Here is a 19,317-nt window from a genome sequence, read left to right on the forward strand (position 1 = left end):
CCTTTTTAGGGTATTAAGTATAATCTGATATTTTCACTGAAACAATTTTAGAAATCCCCGTATTTGTCATCGAAATCCCATAAATTGAGTCGCAGATTTTTAACGTATTTTTCCGATGTGTTATTAATATAAATTGTGTTTGATTAAAAATTTTCTTTAAATAAGTCGTAAAACGATAAATGTTTTGATCGTCTAAAGCAGCATCCACTTCATCAACAATACAAAATGGTGATGGATTGAGTTTTAAAAAAGCAAAAAGCAAACATATTGCTGTCATCGCCTTTTCTCCACCTGACATTAAAGATAACTGTTTTAAGTTTTTGCCAGGAGGCTGTGCCTCTAAACCAATACCGCTTTGTAGAATATTTTGCGGATCAATATAAAAAAGATTTGCCTTTCCTCCACCAAACAATTCTCTGAAAACTTGTGAAAAATATGTCTGTAATCTTTTAAACTCACAATCAAATTTCTTAGTCATTTCATGCTGAAGATCTTGGATCAATGTTTCTATTCTTCTTTTCGATTTCAGTAGATCCGCGTACTGATTTTGAACAAACAGATATCTTTGATTGATCTCCTCATATTCTTCAATTGCATTGACATTGACATTGCCAAGCAATTTAATTTTCTGCTCCATCTTTTGTATTGACGACTTGTTAACAAAAATCTCATCCATTTTTTTATTTTTCAGCCAATCATCAATCATAGTTGGATTCATGCTGTAACGACTCATCATTTTATCAATCAGGTTTTGTTTCACTGTTGATATGCGATGCGCTGCAATTTTTAGTTTGTTCAATTCTTCATTTTGCAAAACTTGTTGATGATTGAATGCTCTGATTTTTTTATCAGTATTCTCCATTTGTTCATCAATTTTAGATTCGCTTATTTCGAAGAAACTAGCCTTTTTCTTGCAGTCGTTTTCCTGCTTCTGAAGTAAAAAAATTGATTGTTTGATCGCATTTAGACGTACTTTATCTTTTTGATATGCCAGTTCAAGTTCTTCAGAGCAATTTTTTTTAGCACTCACTTTTTTCATCAACTGATCAATTTGATCCTTTATTATTTCTGATTGTTTCTTTTTTAATTTAATGCCCTCATTATTTTTTGCAATTTCTATATTGTATTTCGAAATAACACGGTCATTTTCTTTTTCCTTTTGATACAACAAGTCAAGTTGATTTTGAATATTCTTTTGATTATCGCTATTATCAATATGTTCGTTTTTTCGTATCAGTTCTATTATATTGTTTTTAGATTTTTTTACCTCACTGTATTGTACATTTAATTGGCAGCATTCCTTTTCTTCTAAATCAATAGTTTTAACTAAATCTGCATTTGATTCCTTTAATATTTTGCATTTATGCTTTTCTTCAAAAATCAGCCGTTTAACGTCTTCGCTTTGAGCCTTTAGTGCTAAATATTGTTCCTGCTGCTGCGTTATCAATTCTTGTACCGCTTCAAGATCCTTCACTTTTTCTGATAGTTGAATGACAATTTCTTTTTCTTGTTTGTCACATGTATTAAGCTCATCTTTTTTATTGTAGAGATAAGCATTTTGTTTTTCTTTTTGTCTCCCACCAACAATTGCACCACCTGCATAAAAGATTTCACCATCCAAAGTCACAATCATATAGTATTTTATAGCGCGACGCATTTGTCTTGCAGCATTAAAATTATCAACTACAATCACACGTCCTAATAAGCTCTGAATAGCCGGTTTAATTTCAATGGAATATTTAATTAAATCAGATGCAATGCCAAGATACCCTTTAAAATTGGCAAATCTATTTTTTTCACTTATAGAAATTTGATTGTTTGCTAAATTGGACAAAGGTAAAAAAGTAACACGACCTGCTTTATTCTTTTTTAGCAACTCGATACAATAGCGGGCTGTTTCAACATCATCAACAATAATATTTTGAGTTTTTCTCCCTAAAGCTGAATCTACTGCATAGATTAAATCATCCGGAACTTCTATCAAATCACCTACGGGTCCTAAAATACTGCGTTTGATTTCCTTAGGCATCGATTCTTTCTGGTTCATGACCCATCTTGTCCCAGGTACATAATCCAAATATTGTCTTTGGACTTTTTTTATATAACTAGCCCGAGTTCTAAGAAGTAATTGATCATTCCGAAGCCGATTTATCTGAGAAGATAGTTTTTTCTCTTTGTCATTTAAACGGTTTAATGATTGCTGTGCTTTTGATAATTTTTTTTGAATATCTACGGCAAATTGCTGATTATGTTCTAGCTTAGTACGCGCGTATTCATAATTTTTTTTATTTTCAAAAATAGTATTTTTTTTATTCTGTATATTCTGTTCTCTATTATTAATTTTTTCTTCAATAACTAATAATTCTGATTCATATTTTGCAATTTTATCTTTATTTTTTTCCCGGTTAGATTGTAAATTTTTATCAAGTCCCTGCGCTTTTGCTAGTTGTTCTTTAATCTTTTCAATAGCTTGTTCATTTTGAATTCCTTGTTTCTGTTGCAGAGACTGTTCACGTCGTAAACGATTATTATCTTTTTGAAGTGATTGAATCTCCACCACCAACCCATTTAATTTTTTTTGATTATCCTCTCTCTGAGACGATAAATCCTTTATACGATCATAGCAGCTGTTAATTTCAAATTTCGTCCTATGAAGTTGCTCTTCAATATGTGCCTTATTTTTTTCACTATTAATATTATTTGTAGATATTTCTTCGAATAATAGGTTGTTTTCTTTTTTAGATTCTAAAATTTTTCTCTTTTGGACGCGTAGACGTTGATATTGCGCATCCGCATCATGTATCGCTATTTTTAGTTTACTTATTTCGCTATTGCATTGATCAAGAGCCTTTTGATTCTCCAATTTTTTAGCTTCAAGTACTTGATAATCCTTTTGAAACGAAATAAAATCGATTTTTCTTAGCTTTTCCTTTAAATCCAGGTAACGCTTCGCTTTTTCTGCTTGTTTCGATAGTGGCGTGCGCTGACGCTCCAATTCAATTATCAAATCCTGAATTCGTTCCATATTGCTCTGGGCAGATTTTAACTCTTTTTGTGCCTCATTCTCGCGAGACTTATAATTAACAATCCCTACCGCTTCTTCAATAATAGACCTTAAAGTATTTGGATCACTGTTAATAATATTTTCTATATTTCCCTGTCCTACTATTGAATAGCCATTTTTTCCAAGACCTGTATCTGCAAACACCGCATGAACTTCCCTTAAACGAACGGATTGGTTATTAATAAGATATGTTGATTCTCCCGTTTTAAATAGTCTTCGCGTAATGGATATTTCATCTGGAAATTCTTTAAAGTATTGATCTGAATTATCCAATAGAATCGTCACTTCTGCATATCCCATCGGATTATGAAAATCCGTACCGGAAAAGATAACATCTTCCATTTGTTTCCCGCGCAAAGATTTACTGCTTTGCTCCCCCAAAACCCACCGAATTGCATCCGTGATATTACTTTTTCCACTTCCATTGGGACCAATGATGGCTGTAATATTCGAATTAAAAGTGAGTTCAACAGCGCGAGCAAAAGATTTAAACCCGACCATTCGTAACGATTTTAAATACATAAATATTCCTTATACCTTTAAGTTTTCATGCGGATCTAATTTATTTTTTCATGCAGTACATTTTTGGCGGCCTGTTGTTCAGCCTCTTTCTTTGTTTTTCCCATTCCTTCACCGCATTTTTCGCCATTAATGAATAAAGAAACATAAAAAATTTTTTCGTGCTCTGGCCCAGTTGTACGATCAAGAACGTATTCAATAACATGATCCCTTTGTTGTTGAATCAGCTCTTGTAAGGCTGTTTTATAATCATTATTTAAATGTCCACTAAGTGCTAGATGAATATTTTCTTTTAGTAAATCATAAACCAGCTTTTTAGTTTGATTGAAATCTGAGTCAAGAAAAATAGCGCCAATTAAGGCTTCAAAAGCATTTTCTAATATTGATCTGCGGTATCTTCCGCCAGATGCAATTTCACCTTTTCCCAGCAACAGAAAATCACCCAAATGAATTTTTGCCGCTGCTCTGGACAATGACTCGGAGCACACAATACTTGCCCGAAGTCGCGTCATTTTTCCCTCAGAAAAATCAAAGTGTTTATATAAGTATTCGGAAATGGATAATTCTAAAACGGCATCTCCAAGATATTCCAAACGTTCGTTGTTTCTGTCGTTTTTTCCATATGAACTGTGTGTCAATGCTTCGATAAGATACTTATTTTCATTGAAATAATAGTTTATTTCATTTTCTAATTGTTTTATTTCCATTTTATTAATCAAAATAATCCTTATATTAACGAAAAAGCTCCCAATAAATGGGAGCTCATCAAATTTCATTTATGCGTCAAGAATTTTAATAATGTCACCAACAGTTTTAATGTTTTCTAATTGATCATCTGGAACTTTAACGCCAAACTCATCTTCAAAAGCCATAACCAGCTCAACAATATCCAAAGAATCTGCGTCAAGATCTTCGACTAAATTGCTATCTTCACTGATTTCGTCTTCAGAAACACCTAATTGCTCTGCAATGATATTTTTTACTTGATCAAGTTTGTCACTCATTTTTGACCCTCCATATATTTATTTAGACTGCATTTCTATATTTATTGTATTTTCAATTTTCGATATGATGTCGCCATCCATATAAGCAATTGCTTGTTTAATTGCATTTTTTATCGCATAAGCATTGGAACTTCCATGTGCTTTAATCAGTCCGCCGCGTATGCCAAGAAACGGTGCACCACCAACTTCGTCAGAACTAAATTCTTTCTTAAAAGACTGGAGATCTTTTTTTATGAGTGCTCCGCCAATTTTACCTCTAGTTGAACTTAAGATAGCTTGTTTTAATCCGTTTAATAAAAAGCTTGAAAGTCCTTCTAACTGTTTTAATAATATATTACCGGTAAATCCATCTGTGACAATGACATCTGCATCACCGTTCATTATATCGCGGGATTCAATATTGCCGATAAAATTAATTGACTTTGTTTCCGACAATAGCTGATACGCTTTTTTTACTAAGCTGCTGCCTTTTTCTTCCTCAGTACCTATATTGAGTAATCCAACTTTTGGAAACGCAACATTAAATACATTTTGATAGTAAATCGATCCTAAAATACCAAACTGTTGCAGGTATTCGGCTTTACAATCTGCGTTAGCTCCTGAATCTAATAACAATGTCACATGATCTTTCGTCGGAAGCGGTGTCGCTAAAGCTGGTCTTTTGATTCCCTTTATACGCCCTAACTTGAAAAGACCGCCAGCTAACAAAGCACCTGTCGAACCGGCTGACACAAGTACACTATCTTCTTCGTCACGATTCACTGCATCTAACCCAATCACAATCGAAGAGTCTTGTTTCTCTCTAATTGCCTTCATAGGTTCTTCATTAAAGCCAATGACCGACTTTGACGGTAGAATATCGATAGCTTCTTTTGGATATTTTACCAAAGATAACTCGTTGATAATTGCAGACTCGCTACCGATAAGCGTTAAGTGAACTTGATACTCATTAACTGCATCGGCACAACCCTTTACAATTTCTCGAGGGGCAAAATCGCCGCCCATTGCATCCACAAAGATATGCATATGTTTTCCCTAATAAATCAGAAAAACAGAGGCAAAGCTCTGTTTTAGTCTTCAGCTAACACTTCTGTGTCTTTATATGTTCCACAATTTCTGCAAACACGATGTGGCAACTTAATTTCACCACATTTCGGGCAAACGCTCATGCCTGGAACAGTCAGCTTGTAATGCGTTCTTCTTTTATCGCGTCGCGCTTTAGATGATCTATGCTTCGGTACTGCCATTGTTACACCTCCCAACATCTATAACTATGATTTAGTAATTATACTACAATAGCCCCATTTATAAAAGTTTTTTTAATGCTTCCATTCTAGGATCGATTCCATCATCGTCATCCGAATGATCACTTTGATGGCACTGACATTCTTCAAAATTTAAATTCACACCGCATCCTGGGCAAATTCCTTTACAATCCGGCTTGCATAAAACCCTAAATGGTTCATTAATATAGAGACATTCTTCTATACAAGGGATGATATCAAGTGCCTCTAACGAGGGATTAATTTCGCTCGATTCGTGATATACATAATCACACTGATAGGGTGTAGGTTGTAAGCATCTGGCACATTCAAAAACCATCGTTCCCGTTATGTGCATGTCCACCATCACCTCATGACGATTGACTAGACTGAGATGTCCTGTAACCTGTAACCCCTCATCAGGAATTCGGCCATTCAGTTCATGATTGTCATCAATCAAATCATCTGAATAAACCCGAAAATCCAGAGGATAATGTACGCCACCACGTAATTCTGAAATTTCTATTTTCATTATAAACTCCAAATGGGCAAGACTCATTATAAATGAGAATTGCCCATTCTGTCAAGAAAAATTCTTGAATTAATATTTAATTCGTTCTTATTTCGCTGCTTCTACTAATTCAACCGTATCTCTAGCAATCATTAATTCTTCATTGGTCGGAATAATCATTACTTTCGTCTTAGAATCATCCGTTGAAATAATTGTTTCTTCTCCGCGAACCTTATTCTTTTCAGGATCAAGTTCGATACCTAAAAATTGTAATCCGTCACAAATTGACGCACGAGCAGTATCTGAGTTTTCACCGAGACCCGCTGTGAAAATAATACCGTCTACACCATTCATCGCTGCAGCGTACGAACCAATGGTTGTTTTAACTCTATACTGGAAGACATCTAACGCTAATTGCGCGCGCTTATTTCCTTCTCCCGCAGCCTGTTCGATATCTCTAAAATCTGAGCTGACGCCGGAAATGCCAAGAACGCCAGATTCCTTATTCATCATGTTGTCAACTTCTTCTGTTGTGTAGCCTCTCTGACGAAGGAAAATAAGAATTTCAGGATCAATATCTCCGCATCTTGTCCCCATTGCCAGGCCAGCTAACGGCGTCAAACCCATCGACGTATCAATAGATTCACCATGGCAGACAGCAGCAATACTTGCGCCATTACCCAAATGACATGAAATCAACTTAAGTTCTGAAAGTGGTTTGCCCATTAACTTTGCAGCCTGCAACGTGACAAATCGATGAGATGTCCCATGAAAGCCGTATTTTCTTATGCCATATTTTTCGTAAAGTTCATACGGCAATGGGTAAATAAATGCTTTTGGCGGCATCGTCTGATGGAAAGCTGTATCAAATACAGCAACCATTGGAACGTTGGGAAGCATTTCCTGGCAAGCACGAATCCCAATCAAATTGGCTGGATTGTGAAGTGGTGCTAAAACAGAATTTTCTTCCATTTTTTCAATCACTTCATCCGAAATGAGCACAGAGGATGCAAAGGCTTCGCCGCCGTGAACGGTTCGATGCCCAACAGCGTCAATTTCGTCTAATGATTTGATTACGCCGTGATTTTCATCAACTAATGCCTTAAAAATAATATCGAGAGCATCTTTGTGTGTATCTAATGGACGTTTAAACTGAACCTTATTTTTGCCAATGGGTTCATGCTTAACAACAGAACCTTCAATACCGATTCTTTCTGCAAGACCTTTCGCCAAAACGGTTTCAGTTGTCATGTCTAATAACTGGTATTTTAAAGAGGAACTTCCAGCGTTGATAACAAGTACTTTCATCTTTTTCACTTTCTCCTTCAAAAAAATATGCTATCTCAAACTTCTAATACTATATCATTTTTTTTATCTTTCGTCCTAAATTATTTTGTAATATAATATGAAAATATCAAAAAAATCCGAGAAAGATCGTAATTGGAGGCATTTATTTTTGAAAGCTCTAGGAATTATCGCCGAATACAATCCTTTTCATAACGGGCACCGTTTCCATATCCATACTTCCCAAAAATGTCTTCATCCTGACACCACCATTATTGTTATGAGTGGTCCCTTTGTTCAACGCGGCACCCCCGCTGTCTTAGACAAGTGGAAGCGCTGCAAAATGGCGCTTTCAAATGGTGCCGACCTTGTCTGTGAATTGCCGTTCCCTTGGGCTTCAGCTGGCGCCGAAAAATTTGCTGAAGGTGCAGTTGCTATTTTAGATGTTTTAAATTGTTGTTACCTCTCTTTTGGTTCTGAATCGGGCGATATCGAATCATTATCTACCGTGGCGCGTCTTTTATCTGAGGAAACACCGTCTTTTCAATCGGAGCTGAAAAAACATCTTGAATGTGGAATTAGTTTTGCCAAATCTAGAGAAGATGCTGTTCGTTCACTTTTGGGAAGAGAAATGGCCGACATGATGACGCATCCTAACAATACGCTTGGCATCGAATACCTTAAAGCAATTAATCGCAGTCGTTCCCATCTTCAGCCGATCACCATAAAAAGACAAGGTGCACTGCACGATCAAGCTGCTCTTAATTCTTTTTCATCCTCTGCCATTCGACAATTAATTAAAACAAATAATGTTGATCGTGCGGCTGATTATCTTCCTTACCCTTCGCATGTATTAAAAAATACACTTTTTTCTTCTTTAGAGATAGATTTTGAAAGATTAACTGCTGCTAAGCTCTTAACAGCCTCACGTTCTCAGCTTCTAGACCTGCCGGACGTGACAGAAGGTTTAGAGTTTGCACTTCAAAATTCAGTTCGGGATTCGCAAGCATTCTCTTATCAACAAATCATCGATCGCGTTTCTTCAAAACGAATACCAAAAAGTCGAATCCGACGCATCCTCTTGTATTTAGCTCTCGATATTTCAAGAGAAGTCTTGTATCAATCCTGGAAAGCTGCACCGCCATATGTTCGTATTCTTGGCATGAACGATCGAGGGCGTGCCTATTTGGCTGAAAATAAAAAGAAAATTCATTGTCCTGTCTTAATTAATGTAAAAAGTAATCAAACGCAATTAGATAACTCGGCAAAAAAAATATTAAGACTTGATATGCAGGCTCAAAATATGTGGAATTACTTACATAGAGACAGGGTGCTGTTTCAGGACTATCGCCATTCGCCAATCCTTGTATTTTAGATATTAAAGAAATGAGGTCTATTATGAATCCATCCCTTACTTTTGAACAGAAAAAAAATAATTTAGCTAAGATTGCTTGTTCTTTAGGCGTCAATATCCAGCCTGAACAAAAACTTCTCATCAATACGCCAGTGGAAAGTGCCGATTTTGCACGCCTTGTTGCTAAAAACGCCTTTGAACTCGGTGCGAAAGATGTATCAATTCGCTACAACGACGAACAATTTTCAAGGCTTAGATACGATCAAGCCGATCTTGAAACCTTAACAACAATTCCAGAATGGCAGCATGATCGTTTAATTGATATTGTTAATCAAAATACAGCCGTAATCTCCATCTATGCAGAAGACCCAGATGTCATGAATGGCGTAGATACAAATAAAGTATTAGCTGCAACACGTGCTGCTCAGGCTTCAGGGAAAAGATATCAAGAGGCTATTATGAACGATCGCATCCGCTGGTGCGTCATCTCTGTCCCAACCTCGGGATGGGCACGTAAAATTTTTCCAAACATTCCTGAGGAGCTTGCTGTTTCCAAGTTGTGGGATGCCATTTTTCATACTACCAGAACGGATTTACCCGATCCTGTCAACGCTTGGAAGATGCACAACCAAAGCTTTGAAAAACGTGTCAATTTCCTAAACCAACACCAATTCACCGAATTTATCTATACTTCTCAATCGTCCGGCACTGATCTTCGCGTCGGCATGCCAAAAAATCATATTTGGGCCGGTGGATCAGAAATCGCTCAAGATGGCGTTTCTTTCTTTCCCAACATCCCAACTGAAGAAATTTTCTCTGCACCAGCTAAAAATCGTGTAAATGGAACACTTGTCAGTACACATCCGCTGGTATATAATGGACAGTTGATCGACCATTTCCGATTTACATTTAAAGATGGTCGCGTTACTGATTTTTCAGCAGCACAAGGATACAATGCTCTAAAATCATTACTTGAGTCCTGTCCTGGCAGCAACCAGCTCGGGGAAATTTCTTTTGTGCCTTTTGACTCTCCGATTCAAAATCTCGGTATTCTTTTTTACAATACACTATTCGATGAAAATGCCAGTTGCCATTTTGCTCTCGGCGCTGCATACCCCACTTGTATTAAAGACGGGCAAAATATGGATGAAACAGAATTAAAGAATGCGGAGTTAAATGTCTCAGATACCCACGTGGATTTTATGGTTGGCTCCTCAGATTTAAATATTACCGGAGTCAAAACTGATGGTTCTAAAACGCCCATTTTTGTCAATGGAAACTGGGCTATCTAAACTCTATTCAAAAAACTGGCTACCCCTTTATTGGGCAGCCAGTTTTTAATTTTACGACAAAATAAATTTTTTAAATACTTTTTTTCCTTTTTTTAGGACAAATCCCTTTGCAAGAAATTCTTTTGTAATTTGCATATTCTGATCTGTTACTTTATCGCCGTCAATCGAAATGCCGTTTTGATTAATGAGTCTTCTCGCTTCAGACTTACTTTTGGCAATTTCGGAAATGGTGAGAAGATCAACAACCCCAATTTGATCATTTTGTAATTGATCTTCTGAAATTTCAACTTTCGGCATATCTGAATCACTTCCTGTTCCTGTGAATAGATTTCGAGAAACCTTTTGCGCTTTATTCGCTTCTTCTTCACCGTGAACTAAAGTTGTCAGTTCGTGTGCCAAAATCTCTTTCTTTTCATTGATTCGGGAATCGTCCCATTTTTCCATTTCATCAATTTCATCGAGTGGAATAAACGTCAACATCCGCAAGCACTTCATGACGTCTGCATCGTCAATATTTCGCCAGTATTGATAAAATTCAAATGGGCTGGTCTTATTAGGATCGAGCCAAACAGCGCCTTTCCCTGTTTTGCCCATTTTTTTACCTTCAGAGTTTAATAACAGCGTAATGGTCATAGCATACGCATCATCGCCAGTTTTCTTGCGAATCAGTTCTGTCCCAGCGAGCATATTGCTCCACTGATCATTTCCGCCAAATTGCATATTAACGCCGTATTCCTGATGCAGATAATAAAAATCATAGGCCTGCATAATCATGTAATTAAATTCAAGAAATGACAGTCCACGCGCCATTCGCTGTTTATAGGCTTCTGCTCTCAGCATATTGTTCACAGAAAAATGAACGCCAACATCTCGCAGCAGTTCGATGTAATTTAAGTTTAAAAGCCAGTCTGCATTATTGACTAATTGTGCCTTATCTTCGCCAAATTCGATGAATCTGGACATTTGTTTTTTGAAGCAATCACAATTGTGCTGGATTTCTTCCGGTGTCATCATTTGTCTCAAATCTGTTCGGCCTGAAGGGTCACCAATATACCCTGTCCCGCCGCCGACTAATGCCACTGGTCGGTTGCATGCCTGCTGCAGTCTTTTCATCAAGCAAAGCGCCATAAAATGCCCTACATGCAATGAATCTGCTGTTGGATCAAAACCGATATAAAATTTTGCGCCGCCTTCATTAATTAATTCTCGGATTTGCGGCTCGTCTGTCACTTGCGCAATCAGTCCACGTGCAACTAACTCGTCATAAATTTCCATTTTCTTACCTCCATATCATAAAAAAGCCCCCTATCTGAAAATTTCAGATAGAGGACGAATAACCGTGGTACCACCTCAATTTAAGTCTTATTGACTCCTCGGTGTATTAATATAATACAAGCTGTATCGGGCAAACCCGTTCAATTCTAATTAATCACCATAAATGATCTTTCAAACTAAAAGCTCCAAAATGTACTTCATCTATTTGCTCTTGTGTTTTTGCACCATCCAAACACTCTCTGAAAAGAAACAAATAGACTAATCTTTTTTTCATCGCCTATTTAAATGAGTTTTTTAGTATTATATCGAATCCTTATTAAGAGTTCAAGTCTAAAATTTTACGATAATGCCAACAACTGCTGCGATAGCAATAAAAATAATTGGGTGTAATTTTTTCACTTTCGGAACCCGATTCGTCATCGTAAAAATAACAACGCCAAAGGCAACGGCTTTCCAGTTAATAAAAGTAATAAAATTCCATATAGATAGATATCGATGGGGTTTAAATAATGCTATTTCACCAACTGAACAGCAAGCTGCCGCAATTAATGCAGTTGAAGCAGGACGCAGTCCATAAAAACCGTCTTGAACATACTGGTTATCTTTAAATGTTTTAAGCGCCATCGCAATTAGCGTAATGATGATCACTGACGGCAGAACTTCACTCAATGTCGAAACAATGGCTCCCAACACACCACCTACTCTAAAGCCCACATATGTCGCCATATTGATGCCAAGTGGGCCGGGTGTCGATTCTGATACAGCGACCATATCTGCAAGTTGAGACTGCGTATACCAATGCATTGTTTGACCAATATCGCTTAGAAAAGGCAATGTCGCCATTCCGCCTCCAATCGCAAAAAGGCCTGTTTTAAAAAATTCCCATAAGAGTCTAAAATATAGCACTATTTTTTACCTCCCTTCCGGATACGCAGAGATTGAATTAAAATTCCAGCTGTAGCGGCAATGAGAACAAACACAACTGGCGAAATATTTGAAACAATGGCCAATATCAAAACACATAAAAAAATGCCAAAGGTGGCTTTATCAACAATTGAACTTTTCCCAATTTTGATGACCGCATTTAAAATGAGAACAACAACCGCGATTCTTATGCCCTTAAAAGCATTGACAACCACTTCAGAATTTTCAAAACGGCTGATAATTTTAGCCAGCGTCATGATGATGAGCAGTGATGGCGATATGACCCCTAGTGTTGCGAAAATCCCCCCAATGACGCCGCGTTTCTTATAGCCGATAAATGTAGCCGTATTGACAGCGATAATACCCGGCGTGCATTGTCCGATCGCATAATAATCAGCGATTTCCTGATCTGAAACCCATTTTTTATTTTCGACAATTTCTCTTTGAAGAATTGGCAGCATTGCATAGCCGCCGCCAAACATCATAGCTCCAATTTTAAAAAAAGTAGCATATAACGTCAAAATCGATACACGCTTTTCCATTATTTTTCTCTATTTAATTCCCATAAAAAAACGTCCAATCATTTAATGATCAGACGTGTATATTCCTTTTGGTCACTTAAATTTGTTCAATGACACCTACCGGGCAGCCATCCATTGCTTCTTCGGCACTTTCAGCTAATTCCGATGTTACGTCAATATCTCTAGCTTCAGCAACGCCTTCATCGTTAATAAAAAAGATTTCCGGGCAAGTTGCTTCACAAGCTCCGCAACCAATGCAACCTTCATTGACCGTATATTTCATAACAATCTCCTCCTTTAATATTAAATATGATTTTAGTATAATACATATAGCAAAATAAAAAAAGAAAAACTTGGAGGCTATCCATGGAAAAAAATGATCATTCGTATAATCAAATAAAAATATTTGATGGCATTATCCCAAACGAATTGGAAGAACTCCTCTATTTTTTAGGTTATCATCTACAGACCATTCAGCGTAAACAATATATTTACCATGTCGGTGATCAAACCGATGAATTTGGCATTATCCTTAATGGCGAAGTTCGTATCGAAAATGTCGACTTTTGGGGAAATACATCGGTCATTGCCCATTTATCAAATGGTGCTATTTTTGCCGAAAGTTATGTATTAGCCAAAAAACCATTGTCTGTCGACGTCATTGCCCAGAAAACCAGTGACATTTTATTTATTTCTACACAAAAACTGTTTCAACCTGTTTCTATGGAACAATCGGTCATTTTGGGGGCAAAGAATACTTTGATACAAAACCTACTTCTCGCCTGCAGTCAAAAGAATTTACATTTGTCACATCGAATTTTTCATACCTCTAGTAAAACCATACGCGGTCGTGTCATTTCTTATTTATCTTTTCTTTCAAAAGAAAAGGAAAGCGCACAATTTGACATTCCTTTTAATCGGCAGCAATTGGCAGATTATTTAAATGTTGATCGTTCCGCGCTTTCCCATGAATTATCAAAAATGCAAAAAGATGGCCTTATTACAATGAACAAAAATCATTTTTTGTTAAATGATAAAGTAATGTGATAAATAGCAAGTAACAATTCGCTTAATTCCAATTCTGATTCGACAATAAAATCAGGCGAATATTCACAATTGCTCGGCTGGGCATGATGGCGTCGATTGAACCATATCGACTTCCAATTTGCATTTTTAGCGCCTACCACGTCGATCGGGTAAGCATCGCCGATATACACGCACTCATCAGATTGATTATGTGTTGCATTTTCCACATATTGAAATATTTCGCGATGCGGTTTTGTATAACCAATTTTTCCAGAGATAAAGATATTTTCTCTTGGAAACCACTTTTCCAGACCCAATGTCTTGATTTTAAACCACTGATGCTGTTCCGGGCCGTTAGAAATAATGCCTAAAAACATCCCTTGATTTGAAAGAAAAGTTAATAGGTTTTGCATTTGCCTTGAAAGACAAATTTTTCCTTGATAAATCTCATAATTATCTTGAAAGGTTAAACAATCTGGTTTCGAAAGGTACAGGCCATTATCTTCAAAAGCCTTTCCAATCCGGTACGCATACATCTCTTCTTTATCGATTTCGCCTCTCGAGACCATATCGAAAACCTCGTCGCTCCTAGCACGGCTGTCAATAAAAATATTCTCGACATTTGATTCTTTGTATCGATTGCCAAAAGTATATTTGAAGGCTTGTCTAAACGGCTCGTATTGATCGTACAACGTATCATCAATATCGAAAAAAAATTTCAAAACTTTATTGTTCATCTTCACTTGTTTCGGACTTTGCATATTTATTCAACAGCAGATTGTTATTAGGATCAATGACATTTGTAATTACAGGTTCATATTTGTCTTTTCCAAATCTTCCCCGTCGGTCCATTAGATGAATGATACCATATGCGCAAAACATAAGAATGAGTCCTCCGAAAAAGCCGGAATAAACTTCATTTAAATGGAACATCGGCGCGATAGCATATCCGATAAATATGCCCAGTAAAAAGCCAATTAACGGAAAGCCATAAGCGACGCCACTTGCCTTCATGAAATTAGCAAATTCCATTTCAAGTGCAACTTTATCCCCTACCTTTGCATTGATATCATTTTTTGCGTCGACTGACATGGTCTTCTTTGAAGTGCCCAATTCACACGCTTTGCAATCTCCGCACATTTCATGTCGTGTAATGATGACCCTTGCCGTGTTGTTTTTCTTTATTCTCTTTACTGTTCCGTATTCGATCATCCTAAATGCCTCTATTTAGAAATACAACTCCCAAAAAATTTGGGAGTTGCATTCTTATTTTAAATAATCTTAAACAATATCTTCGTCGACACTGATGCCCAAATCGATCAATTGATCCAAGCCCGCATCAGCGGGTGCTTCTGTCATTAAATCGCTATGATTCTGCGTTTTCGGGAACGCAATGACATCACGAATATTATCAATATCCATTAGCATCATGATTAATCGATCAAAGCCGAACGCTAAACCACCGTGTGGTGGTGTACCGTATTTGAGCGCTTCCATTAAAAATCCAAACTGTGTTTGAACTGTTTCTTCCGAAAGATTGAGCGCCTTAAACATTTTTTCCTGAATGTCGCCATTGTGAATACGAATGGAACCGCCGCCTAGTTCTACCCCGTTGACAACCATATCGTACGCATCTGAACGAACTTTTTCTGGTGCAGTTTCTAACAACGGAATGTCTTCATCAAGTGGTGCTGTAAAGGGATGATGAACTGCTACATAACGCCCTTGTTCTTCATCGTATTCGAGCAGTGGGAAATCAATAACCCATAAGAATTTGAACTGGTTTGATACATCAATTTTAAGGCGACGCGCTAATTCGAGACGCAGTTGGCCCATAGCCGTGCACGCGATCTGGTCCGTATCGGCAACCATGAAAATATAATCGCCTTCTTCTGCGCCCAATCGATCATAAATCGCCTGTTTTTCTTCTTCTGAGATGAATTTCAAAATTGGTGTTTTCATCTGAGATTCATCATCTTTAACATCAATCCAAGCTAAACCCTTGGCTTTGTAAATCTTTGCATATTTTTCTAAATTCTTAAGGGCTTTCTTAGACAGTTTTCCCTGCGCATCTTTTGCAATGATCGCTCTGACAGAGCCGCCTCGTTTAATCGCATCTGAAAAAACATTAAATGATGAATCTTTGAGGATATCAGAAAGATCGTTTAATTCCAAACCGAAACGCATATCTGGCTTATCAGAACCGAATCGATCCATCGCTTCTCGCCATGTCATTCTCAAAAATGGACGTTCTAATTCAATGCCTCGCACTTCTTTAAATATTTTTGCGATCATTTCTTCCATAATTGGCAGGATGTCATCCTTTGTTACAAAGGACATTTCCATGTCGATCTGTGTGAATTCCGGCTGCCGATCCTGACGTAAATCTTCGTCTCTAAAGCATTTTGCCAATTGGTAATAACGATCCATGCCTGAGATCATCAAGATTTGTTTAAATAGCTGCGGACTCTGAGGTAAACCAAAGAATTTTCCCTTTTGAACTCTTGAGGGAACCAAAAAATCTCGCGCCCCTTCAGGAGTTGTCTTCCCTAAAACAGGCGTTTCAATTTCGCAAAAGCCGTGTTCATTCAAATAATTTCTGACAATGGATGCTACTTTGGCACGGGTCATCAGGATTTTCTGATTTTTCGGCTTGCGTAAATCAAGGTAACGATATTTCAGTCTGACATTTTCACCAGACTTATCATCGTCTTTTACATAAATGGGTGGTGTAGCTGAAGTATCTAAAATGGTAATATGGTTAACCATGACTTCAACCTTTCCGGTTTCCATCTTGGGATTAACTGTTTCAGGCGTTCTTTCTTGAACAACCCCTTCAACATTCAATACATATTCGTCTCTGATTTTTTCGGCAATCGGAAATTCAGAACCAACGATTTTTTCATTGAATACAACTTGAACTTTTCCTGAACGGTCACGAAGATCAACGAAAATAACGCCCCCCAAGTCTCGGCGACTATCGGCCCATCCCGCTAATTTAACGGTCTGCCCGACCTTATTTTCATTGACCTCGCCGCATACGGCAGATCTAAAATGCGTTTCCATCATTTGAAAATCTTCCTCCTAATTCTATTTAAAGCCCTGTCACAGGCATAATTCCATGTTTTTTAATTATATGCATTATTAATTATTCCGTCAAGCACACAAAATTTAGCGTTTTGTAGCGTTAGATCTTCTCTAAATACTGTTGATACGCTTTTATCTTTTTGGCAATAATTTCTTCTGAACGCATATTATATGTTCTGATATCTTTAACCGTGTAGACCTTGTTAATTCGATTCTGCTGTGGTTCATACACTTTCCCTGTAGCGCCAGCACCGATACCAATAATCGTTTGTCGCTCTGCCATCATGAGAATATTATAAATCCCTTCGTTGTCACTTAGACAATAACCAATATTTTCTCCATTTCCCTGCGCATATTTTTGACGATAGAGATAATACGGGTGATACCCTGAACGATTCAGACATTTCGAGATTTCGTCATAAAAATCTTTCGAAAAAATCTGTTCGTATTGACACCCCTCTTCTTCTCTCAATCTTGATCCCTTTTTTATTGCGAGGCTGTGAACGGTCAAATTTTCGGGATGAAGCTGAATAACTTGTTGCAAAGAAGATAAGACCATTTCAGGCGATTCTTCATTGAGTCCGACGATCAAATCCATATTAACACAATCAAATCCAACTGTTCTTATCATACGATAAACATTTCGGATATCCTCGGCAGTGTGTAATCTTCCAACTGCACTAAGCGTTGCGTCATTCATACTTTGGGGATTCAGACAGAGGCGATTGACGTGATACCGTTTCAAAAGTTTTAACTTTTCATATGTTGTCGTTTCTGGTCGCCCTGCTTCAAATGTAAATTCCCGAATACCAGATAAGTCGAATTCACTAGTAACCATTTCCAATAATTTTTCAAGCTGCTCCTCTGAAAAGATTGATGGCGTTCCCCCGCCAATATACAGCGTATCGACTACAAGGTGACGCTCACACAGCAATTGTGCAAATGCCTTAATTTCAATCAATAGCGCTTGTAAATAATCAGCACACAATTGCCCTTTCTTATCTGCGACAGTCGAGACAAAAGAGCAATATGAACACTTGGCCGGACAAATCGGGACCCCTATATAAAGCGAGACCTTTTTTGAATCATTTGGATAAATAATCGTCATTTCGTTTTTTGCAATACTAAGCGCAAGTTTTGCCTTTTCTGTCGAAACAAAATATTGGTCCTGAAAATCCTTAAGTGCTTGATCCGCGTTTTGATGATGATTTAGCAGAAACTCGTGTGCAATTTTTACCGGTTTAATGCCAGTTAAACTTCCCCAAGGGAGCGTGTGCCCTGCTAAACATGAAATAAAACGATAAAAAAACCCCTTGAATTCATTTGAATCAACGGGTTTTCCTGACTTCCAATAAGTTTCTTGCATCAATTCTTGTTGATCGCATCGTGCCGTAATCACTATGTTATCTGATTCATGAGTAACTTGAATGACAAGATCTGCGACGCCTTCGAAGGTAACCTTCACATTTGGGAAAAAAGATTTTGTCAATTCACGTGCACCGTTTCTCCACGACGGGATATCTGGCATGATGACTGCAAGTTGATCAATTTCTTCTATTTTCATAAGCTACTGTGCGTATGGATTATTCATTCTTTCAAATTTTATTGAAGTTTTTTCGCCATGTCCTGGATAAACAACAATTTCATCCGGATACGTCATTAAGCGTTTAACGGATTTGATAATATCCGGATAAGAACCGCCTTGAAAATCAGTTCGTCCGACAGAACCGAAAAACAGAGTATCCCCTGTAAACATGTTTTGATCGGCCAAAAAACAGACCCCTCCTGGGGTATGCCCCGGTGTATGGATAACTGTAAACGAAAGCTCTGGAGAAATTTTAATTTGATCTCCTTCGTGCAATAACTCATCTGCGGCCGGAAAAACTGCGGATTGTCCCATGAGTAGAGAAATATTTTTACCTGGCGAAACTAAACAATCCGCATCATCTCTGTGAATGCAGACATCAGCATGGGTTAATGCACTGGCCTGCGGGAGCCCCGCCATATGATCGTAATGTCCATGGGTCAGCAAAATTTTTTTGATTTGGACCTGATTGTCCGCAATATCTTTTTCGATTTGTTTCGTCCATCCGCCTGGGTCAATAATCACACCCTTATGATCTGAATCAGACCAAATCAGATAGCAATTCGCCATCAGCGGACCAACCATATATCTATTTATTTTGATCATAAT

19 protein-coding genes and 1 other annotated feature are annotated in these 19,317 nt (G+C 37.5%); of the genes, 3 read left to right on the plus strand and 16 right to left on the minus strand.

From position 1 onward, the window contains the following. Positions 1-13: 13 nt before the first annotated feature. From smc to FYJ52_RS07765, 7 genes are all read right to left on the minus strand, one after another. On the minus strand, positions 14-3,586 hold the full coding sequence (gene smc, locus FYJ52_RS07735) for a chromosome segregation protein SMC (RefSeq protein ID WP_154576653.1): 3,573 nt from the start codon (positions 3,584-3,586) through the stop codon (positions 14-16). 35 nt (positions 3,587-3,621) lie between these two features. Beyond that, positions 3,622-4,359 carry a ribonuclease III gene (gene rnc / locus FYJ52_RS07740; RefSeq protein ID WP_235901573.1) on the minus strand — a complete coding sequence of 246 codons (738 nt, stop codon included), beginning with the start codon at positions 4,357-4,359 and terminating at the stop codon, positions 3,622-3,624. Beyond that, positions 4,360-4,587: an acyl carrier protein gene (locus FYJ52_RS07745; protein WP_154576654.1), complete on the minus strand. Its 228-nt coding sequence runs from the start codon at positions 4,585-4,587 to the stop codon at positions 4,360-4,362. 18 nt (positions 4,588-4,605) lie between these two features. Beyond that, positions 4,606-5,613, minus strand: coding sequence for a phosphate acyltransferase PlsX (gene plsX, locus FYJ52_RS07750; RefSeq protein WP_154576655.1), 1,008 nt, complete (start codon positions 5,611-5,613; stop codon positions 4,606-4,608). Between the two features lie 44 nt (positions 5,614-5,657). Beyond that, the gene (gene rpmF, locus FYJ52_RS07755) at positions 5,658-5,834 is read right to left on the minus strand and encodes a 50S ribosomal protein L32 (RefSeq protein ID WP_154576656.1); all 177 of its coding nucleotides are present in this window, start codon (positions 5,832-5,834) and stop codon (positions 5,658-5,660) included. 58 nt (positions 5,835-5,892) lie between these two features. Then, entirely contained in the window at positions 5,893-6,381 is a 489-nt protein-coding gene (locus FYJ52_RS07760; protein ID WP_235901574.1) for a YceD family protein, read from the minus strand. A gap of 87 nt (positions 6,382-6,468) precedes the next feature. Further along, positions 6,469-7,668 (minus strand): acetate/propionate family kinase, encoded by a 1,200-nt coding sequence (locus FYJ52_RS07765; RefSeq protein WP_154576658.1) that lies wholly within the window; start codon positions 7,666-7,668, stop codon positions 6,469-6,471. A 148-nt stretch (positions 7,669-7,816) separates the two neighbouring features. On the opposite strand from FYJ52_RS07765, the gene FYJ52_RS07770 reads away from it, so the two are divergent. After that, on the plus strand, positions 7,817-9,019 hold the full coding sequence (locus FYJ52_RS07770) for a nucleotidyltransferase (protein ID WP_205960810.1): 1,203 nt from the start codon (positions 7,817-7,819) through the stop codon (positions 9,017-9,019). Positions 9,020-9,042: 23 nt separating this feature from the next. Next, complete coding sequence (locus FYJ52_RS07775; protein WP_154576660.1) at positions 9,043-10,290, plus strand: aminopeptidase; 1,248 nt, start codon at positions 9,043-9,045, stop codon at positions 10,288-10,290. Positions 10,291-10,341: 51 nt separating this feature from the next. Here FYJ52_RS07775 and tyrS read toward each other — a convergent pair whose 3' ends face one another. The 4 genes from tyrS to FYJ52_RS07795 all read right to left on the minus strand — a co-directional run bounded on the left by tyrS (position 10,342) and on the right by FYJ52_RS07795 (position 13,293). Then, the gene (tyrS, locus tag FYJ52_RS07780) at positions 10,342-11,565 is read right to left on the minus strand and encodes a tyrosine--tRNA ligase (protein ID WP_154576661.1); all 1,224 of its coding nucleotides are present in this window, start codon (positions 11,563-11,565) and stop codon (positions 10,342-10,344) included. 47 nt (positions 11,566-11,612) lie between these two features. Continuing rightward, positions 11,613-11,848 (minus strand) — a binding site (T-box leader). A 47-nt stretch (positions 11,849-11,895) separates the two neighbouring features. Then, the gene (locus tag FYJ52_RS07785) at positions 11,896-12,471 is read right to left on the minus strand and encodes a chromate transporter (protein ID WP_328598784.1); all 576 of its coding nucleotides are present in this window, start codon (positions 12,469-12,471) and stop codon (positions 11,896-11,898) included. After that, positions 12,471-13,031 carry a chromate transporter gene (locus tag FYJ52_RS07790; protein ID WP_154576662.1) on the minus strand — a complete coding sequence of 187 codons (561 nt, stop codon included), beginning with the start codon at positions 13,029-13,031 and terminating at the stop codon, positions 12,471-12,473. The genes FYJ52_RS07785 and FYJ52_RS07790 overlap by 1 nt, the downstream gene beginning before the upstream one ends. A gap of 76 nt (positions 13,032-13,107) precedes the next feature. After that, entirely contained in the window at positions 13,108-13,293 is a 186-nt protein-coding gene (locus tag FYJ52_RS07795; RefSeq protein ID WP_154576663.1) for a ferredoxin, read from the minus strand. A gap of 83 nt (positions 13,294-13,376) precedes the next feature. Between FYJ52_RS07795 and FYJ52_RS07800 the strand changes: the two genes are divergently transcribed. Beyond that, a complete protein-coding gene (locus FYJ52_RS07800) occupies positions 13,377-14,057 on the plus strand; it encodes a Crp/Fnr family transcriptional regulator (protein WP_154576664.1) in 681 nt (226 codons plus the stop codon). Here the strand turns inward: FYJ52_RS07800 and FYJ52_RS07805 are convergent. The 5 genes from FYJ52_RS07805 to FYJ52_RS07825 all read right to left on the minus strand — a co-directional run bounded on the left by FYJ52_RS07805 (position 14,027) and on the right by FYJ52_RS07825 (position 19,314). Next, complete coding sequence (locus tag FYJ52_RS07805; RefSeq protein ID WP_154576665.1) at positions 14,027-14,797, minus strand: HAD family hydrolase; 771 nt, start codon at positions 14,795-14,797, stop codon at positions 14,027-14,029. The two genes, FYJ52_RS07800 and FYJ52_RS07805, sit on opposite strands and share 31 nt — an antisense overlap. Further along, complete coding sequence (locus FYJ52_RS07810; protein ID WP_154576666.1) at positions 14,763-15,248, minus strand: SoxR reducing system RseC family protein; 486 nt, start codon at positions 15,246-15,248, stop codon at positions 14,763-14,765. The genes FYJ52_RS07805 and FYJ52_RS07810 overlap by 35 nt, the downstream gene beginning before the upstream one ends. A gap of 69 nt (positions 15,249-15,317) precedes the next feature. Continuing rightward, on the minus strand, positions 15,318-17,105 hold the full coding sequence (gene aspS, locus FYJ52_RS07815; RefSeq protein ID WP_154576667.1) for an aspartate--tRNA ligase: 1,788 nt from the start codon (positions 17,103-17,105) through the stop codon (positions 15,318-15,320). Positions 17,106-17,223: 118 nt separating this feature from the next. Then, positions 17,224-18,687 carry a coproporphyrinogen dehydrogenase HemZ gene (gene hemZ, locus FYJ52_RS07820; RefSeq protein ID WP_235901576.1) on the minus strand — a complete coding sequence of 488 codons (1,464 nt, stop codon included), beginning with the start codon at positions 18,685-18,687 and terminating at the stop codon, positions 17,224-17,226. 3 nt (positions 18,688-18,690) lie between these two features. Continuing rightward, complete coding sequence (locus FYJ52_RS07825) at positions 18,691-19,314, minus strand: MBL fold metallo-hydrolase (RefSeq protein ID WP_154576668.1); 624 nt, start codon at positions 19,312-19,314, stop codon at positions 18,691-18,693. Positions 19,315-19,317 lie beyond the last annotated feature (3 nt).

The sequence above is a fragment of the Pseudoramibacter porci genome (assembly GCF_009696145.1).
Taxonomy (GTDB): domain Bacteria; phylum Bacillota; class Clostridia; order Eubacteriales; family Eubacteriaceae; genus Pseudoramibacter; species Pseudoramibacter porci.

Coding starts and splice junctions, on each gene's coding strand:
- plsX (WP_154576655.1), bottom strand. CDS start 5,613: ATGCATATCTTTGTGGATGCAATGGGCGGCGATTTTGCCCCTCGAGAA.
- FYJ52_RS07810 (WP_154576666.1), bottom strand. CDS start 15,248: ATGATCGAATACGGAACAGTAAAGAGAATAAAGAAAAACAACACGGCA.
- aspS (WP_154576667.1), bottom strand. CDS start 17,105: ATGATGGAAACGCATTTTAGATCTGCCGTATGCGGCGAGGTCAATGAA.
- tyrS (WP_154576661.1), bottom strand. CDS start 11,565: ATGGAAATTTATGACGAGTTAGTTGCACGTGGACTGATTGCGCAAGTG.
- FYJ52_RS07775 (WP_154576660.1), top strand. CDS start 9,043: ATGAATCCATCCCTTACTTTTGAACAGAAAAAAAATAATTTAGCTAAG.
- FYJ52_RS07795 (WP_154576663.1), bottom strand. CDS start 13,293: ATGAAATATACGGTCAATGAAGGTTGCATTGGTTGCGGAGCTTGTGAA.
- FYJ52_RS07800 (WP_154576664.1), top strand. CDS start 13,377: ATGGAAAAAAATGATCATTCGTATAATCAAATAAAAATATTTGATGGC.
- hemZ (WP_235901576.1), bottom strand. CDS start 18,687: ATGAAAATAGAAGAAATTGATCAACTTGCAGTCATCATGCCAGATATC.
- rnc (WP_235901573.1), bottom strand. CDS start 4,359: ATGAAATTTGATGAGCTCCCATTTATTGGGAGCTTTTTCGTTAATATA.
- rpmF (WP_154576656.1), bottom strand. CDS start 5,834: ATGGCAGTACCGAAGCATAGATCATCTAAAGCGCGACGCGATAAAAGA.
- FYJ52_RS07805 (WP_154576665.1), bottom strand. CDS start 14,797: ATGCAAAGTCCGAAACAAGTGAAGATGAACAATAAAGTTTTGAAATTT.
- smc (WP_154576653.1), bottom strand. CDS start 3,586: ATGTATTTAAAATCGTTACGAATGGTCGGGTTTAAATCTTTTGCTCGC.
- FYJ52_RS07765 (WP_154576658.1), bottom strand. CDS start 7,668: ATGAAAGTACTTGTTATCAACGCTGGAAGTTCCTCTTTAAAATACCAG.
- FYJ52_RS07825 (WP_154576668.1), bottom strand. CDS start 19,314: ATGATCAAAATAAATAGATATATGGTTGGTCCGCTGATGGCGAATTGC.
- FYJ52_RS07745 (WP_154576654.1), bottom strand. CDS start 4,587: ATGAGTGACAAACTTGATCAAGTAAAAAATATCATTGCAGAGCAATTA.
- FYJ52_RS07790 (WP_154576662.1), bottom strand. CDS start 13,031: ATGGAAAAGCGTGTATCGATTTTGACGTTATATGCTACTTTTTTTAAA.
- FYJ52_RS07760 (WP_235901574.1), bottom strand. CDS start 6,381: ATGAAAATAGAAATTTCAGAATTACGTGGTGGCGTACATTATCCTCTG.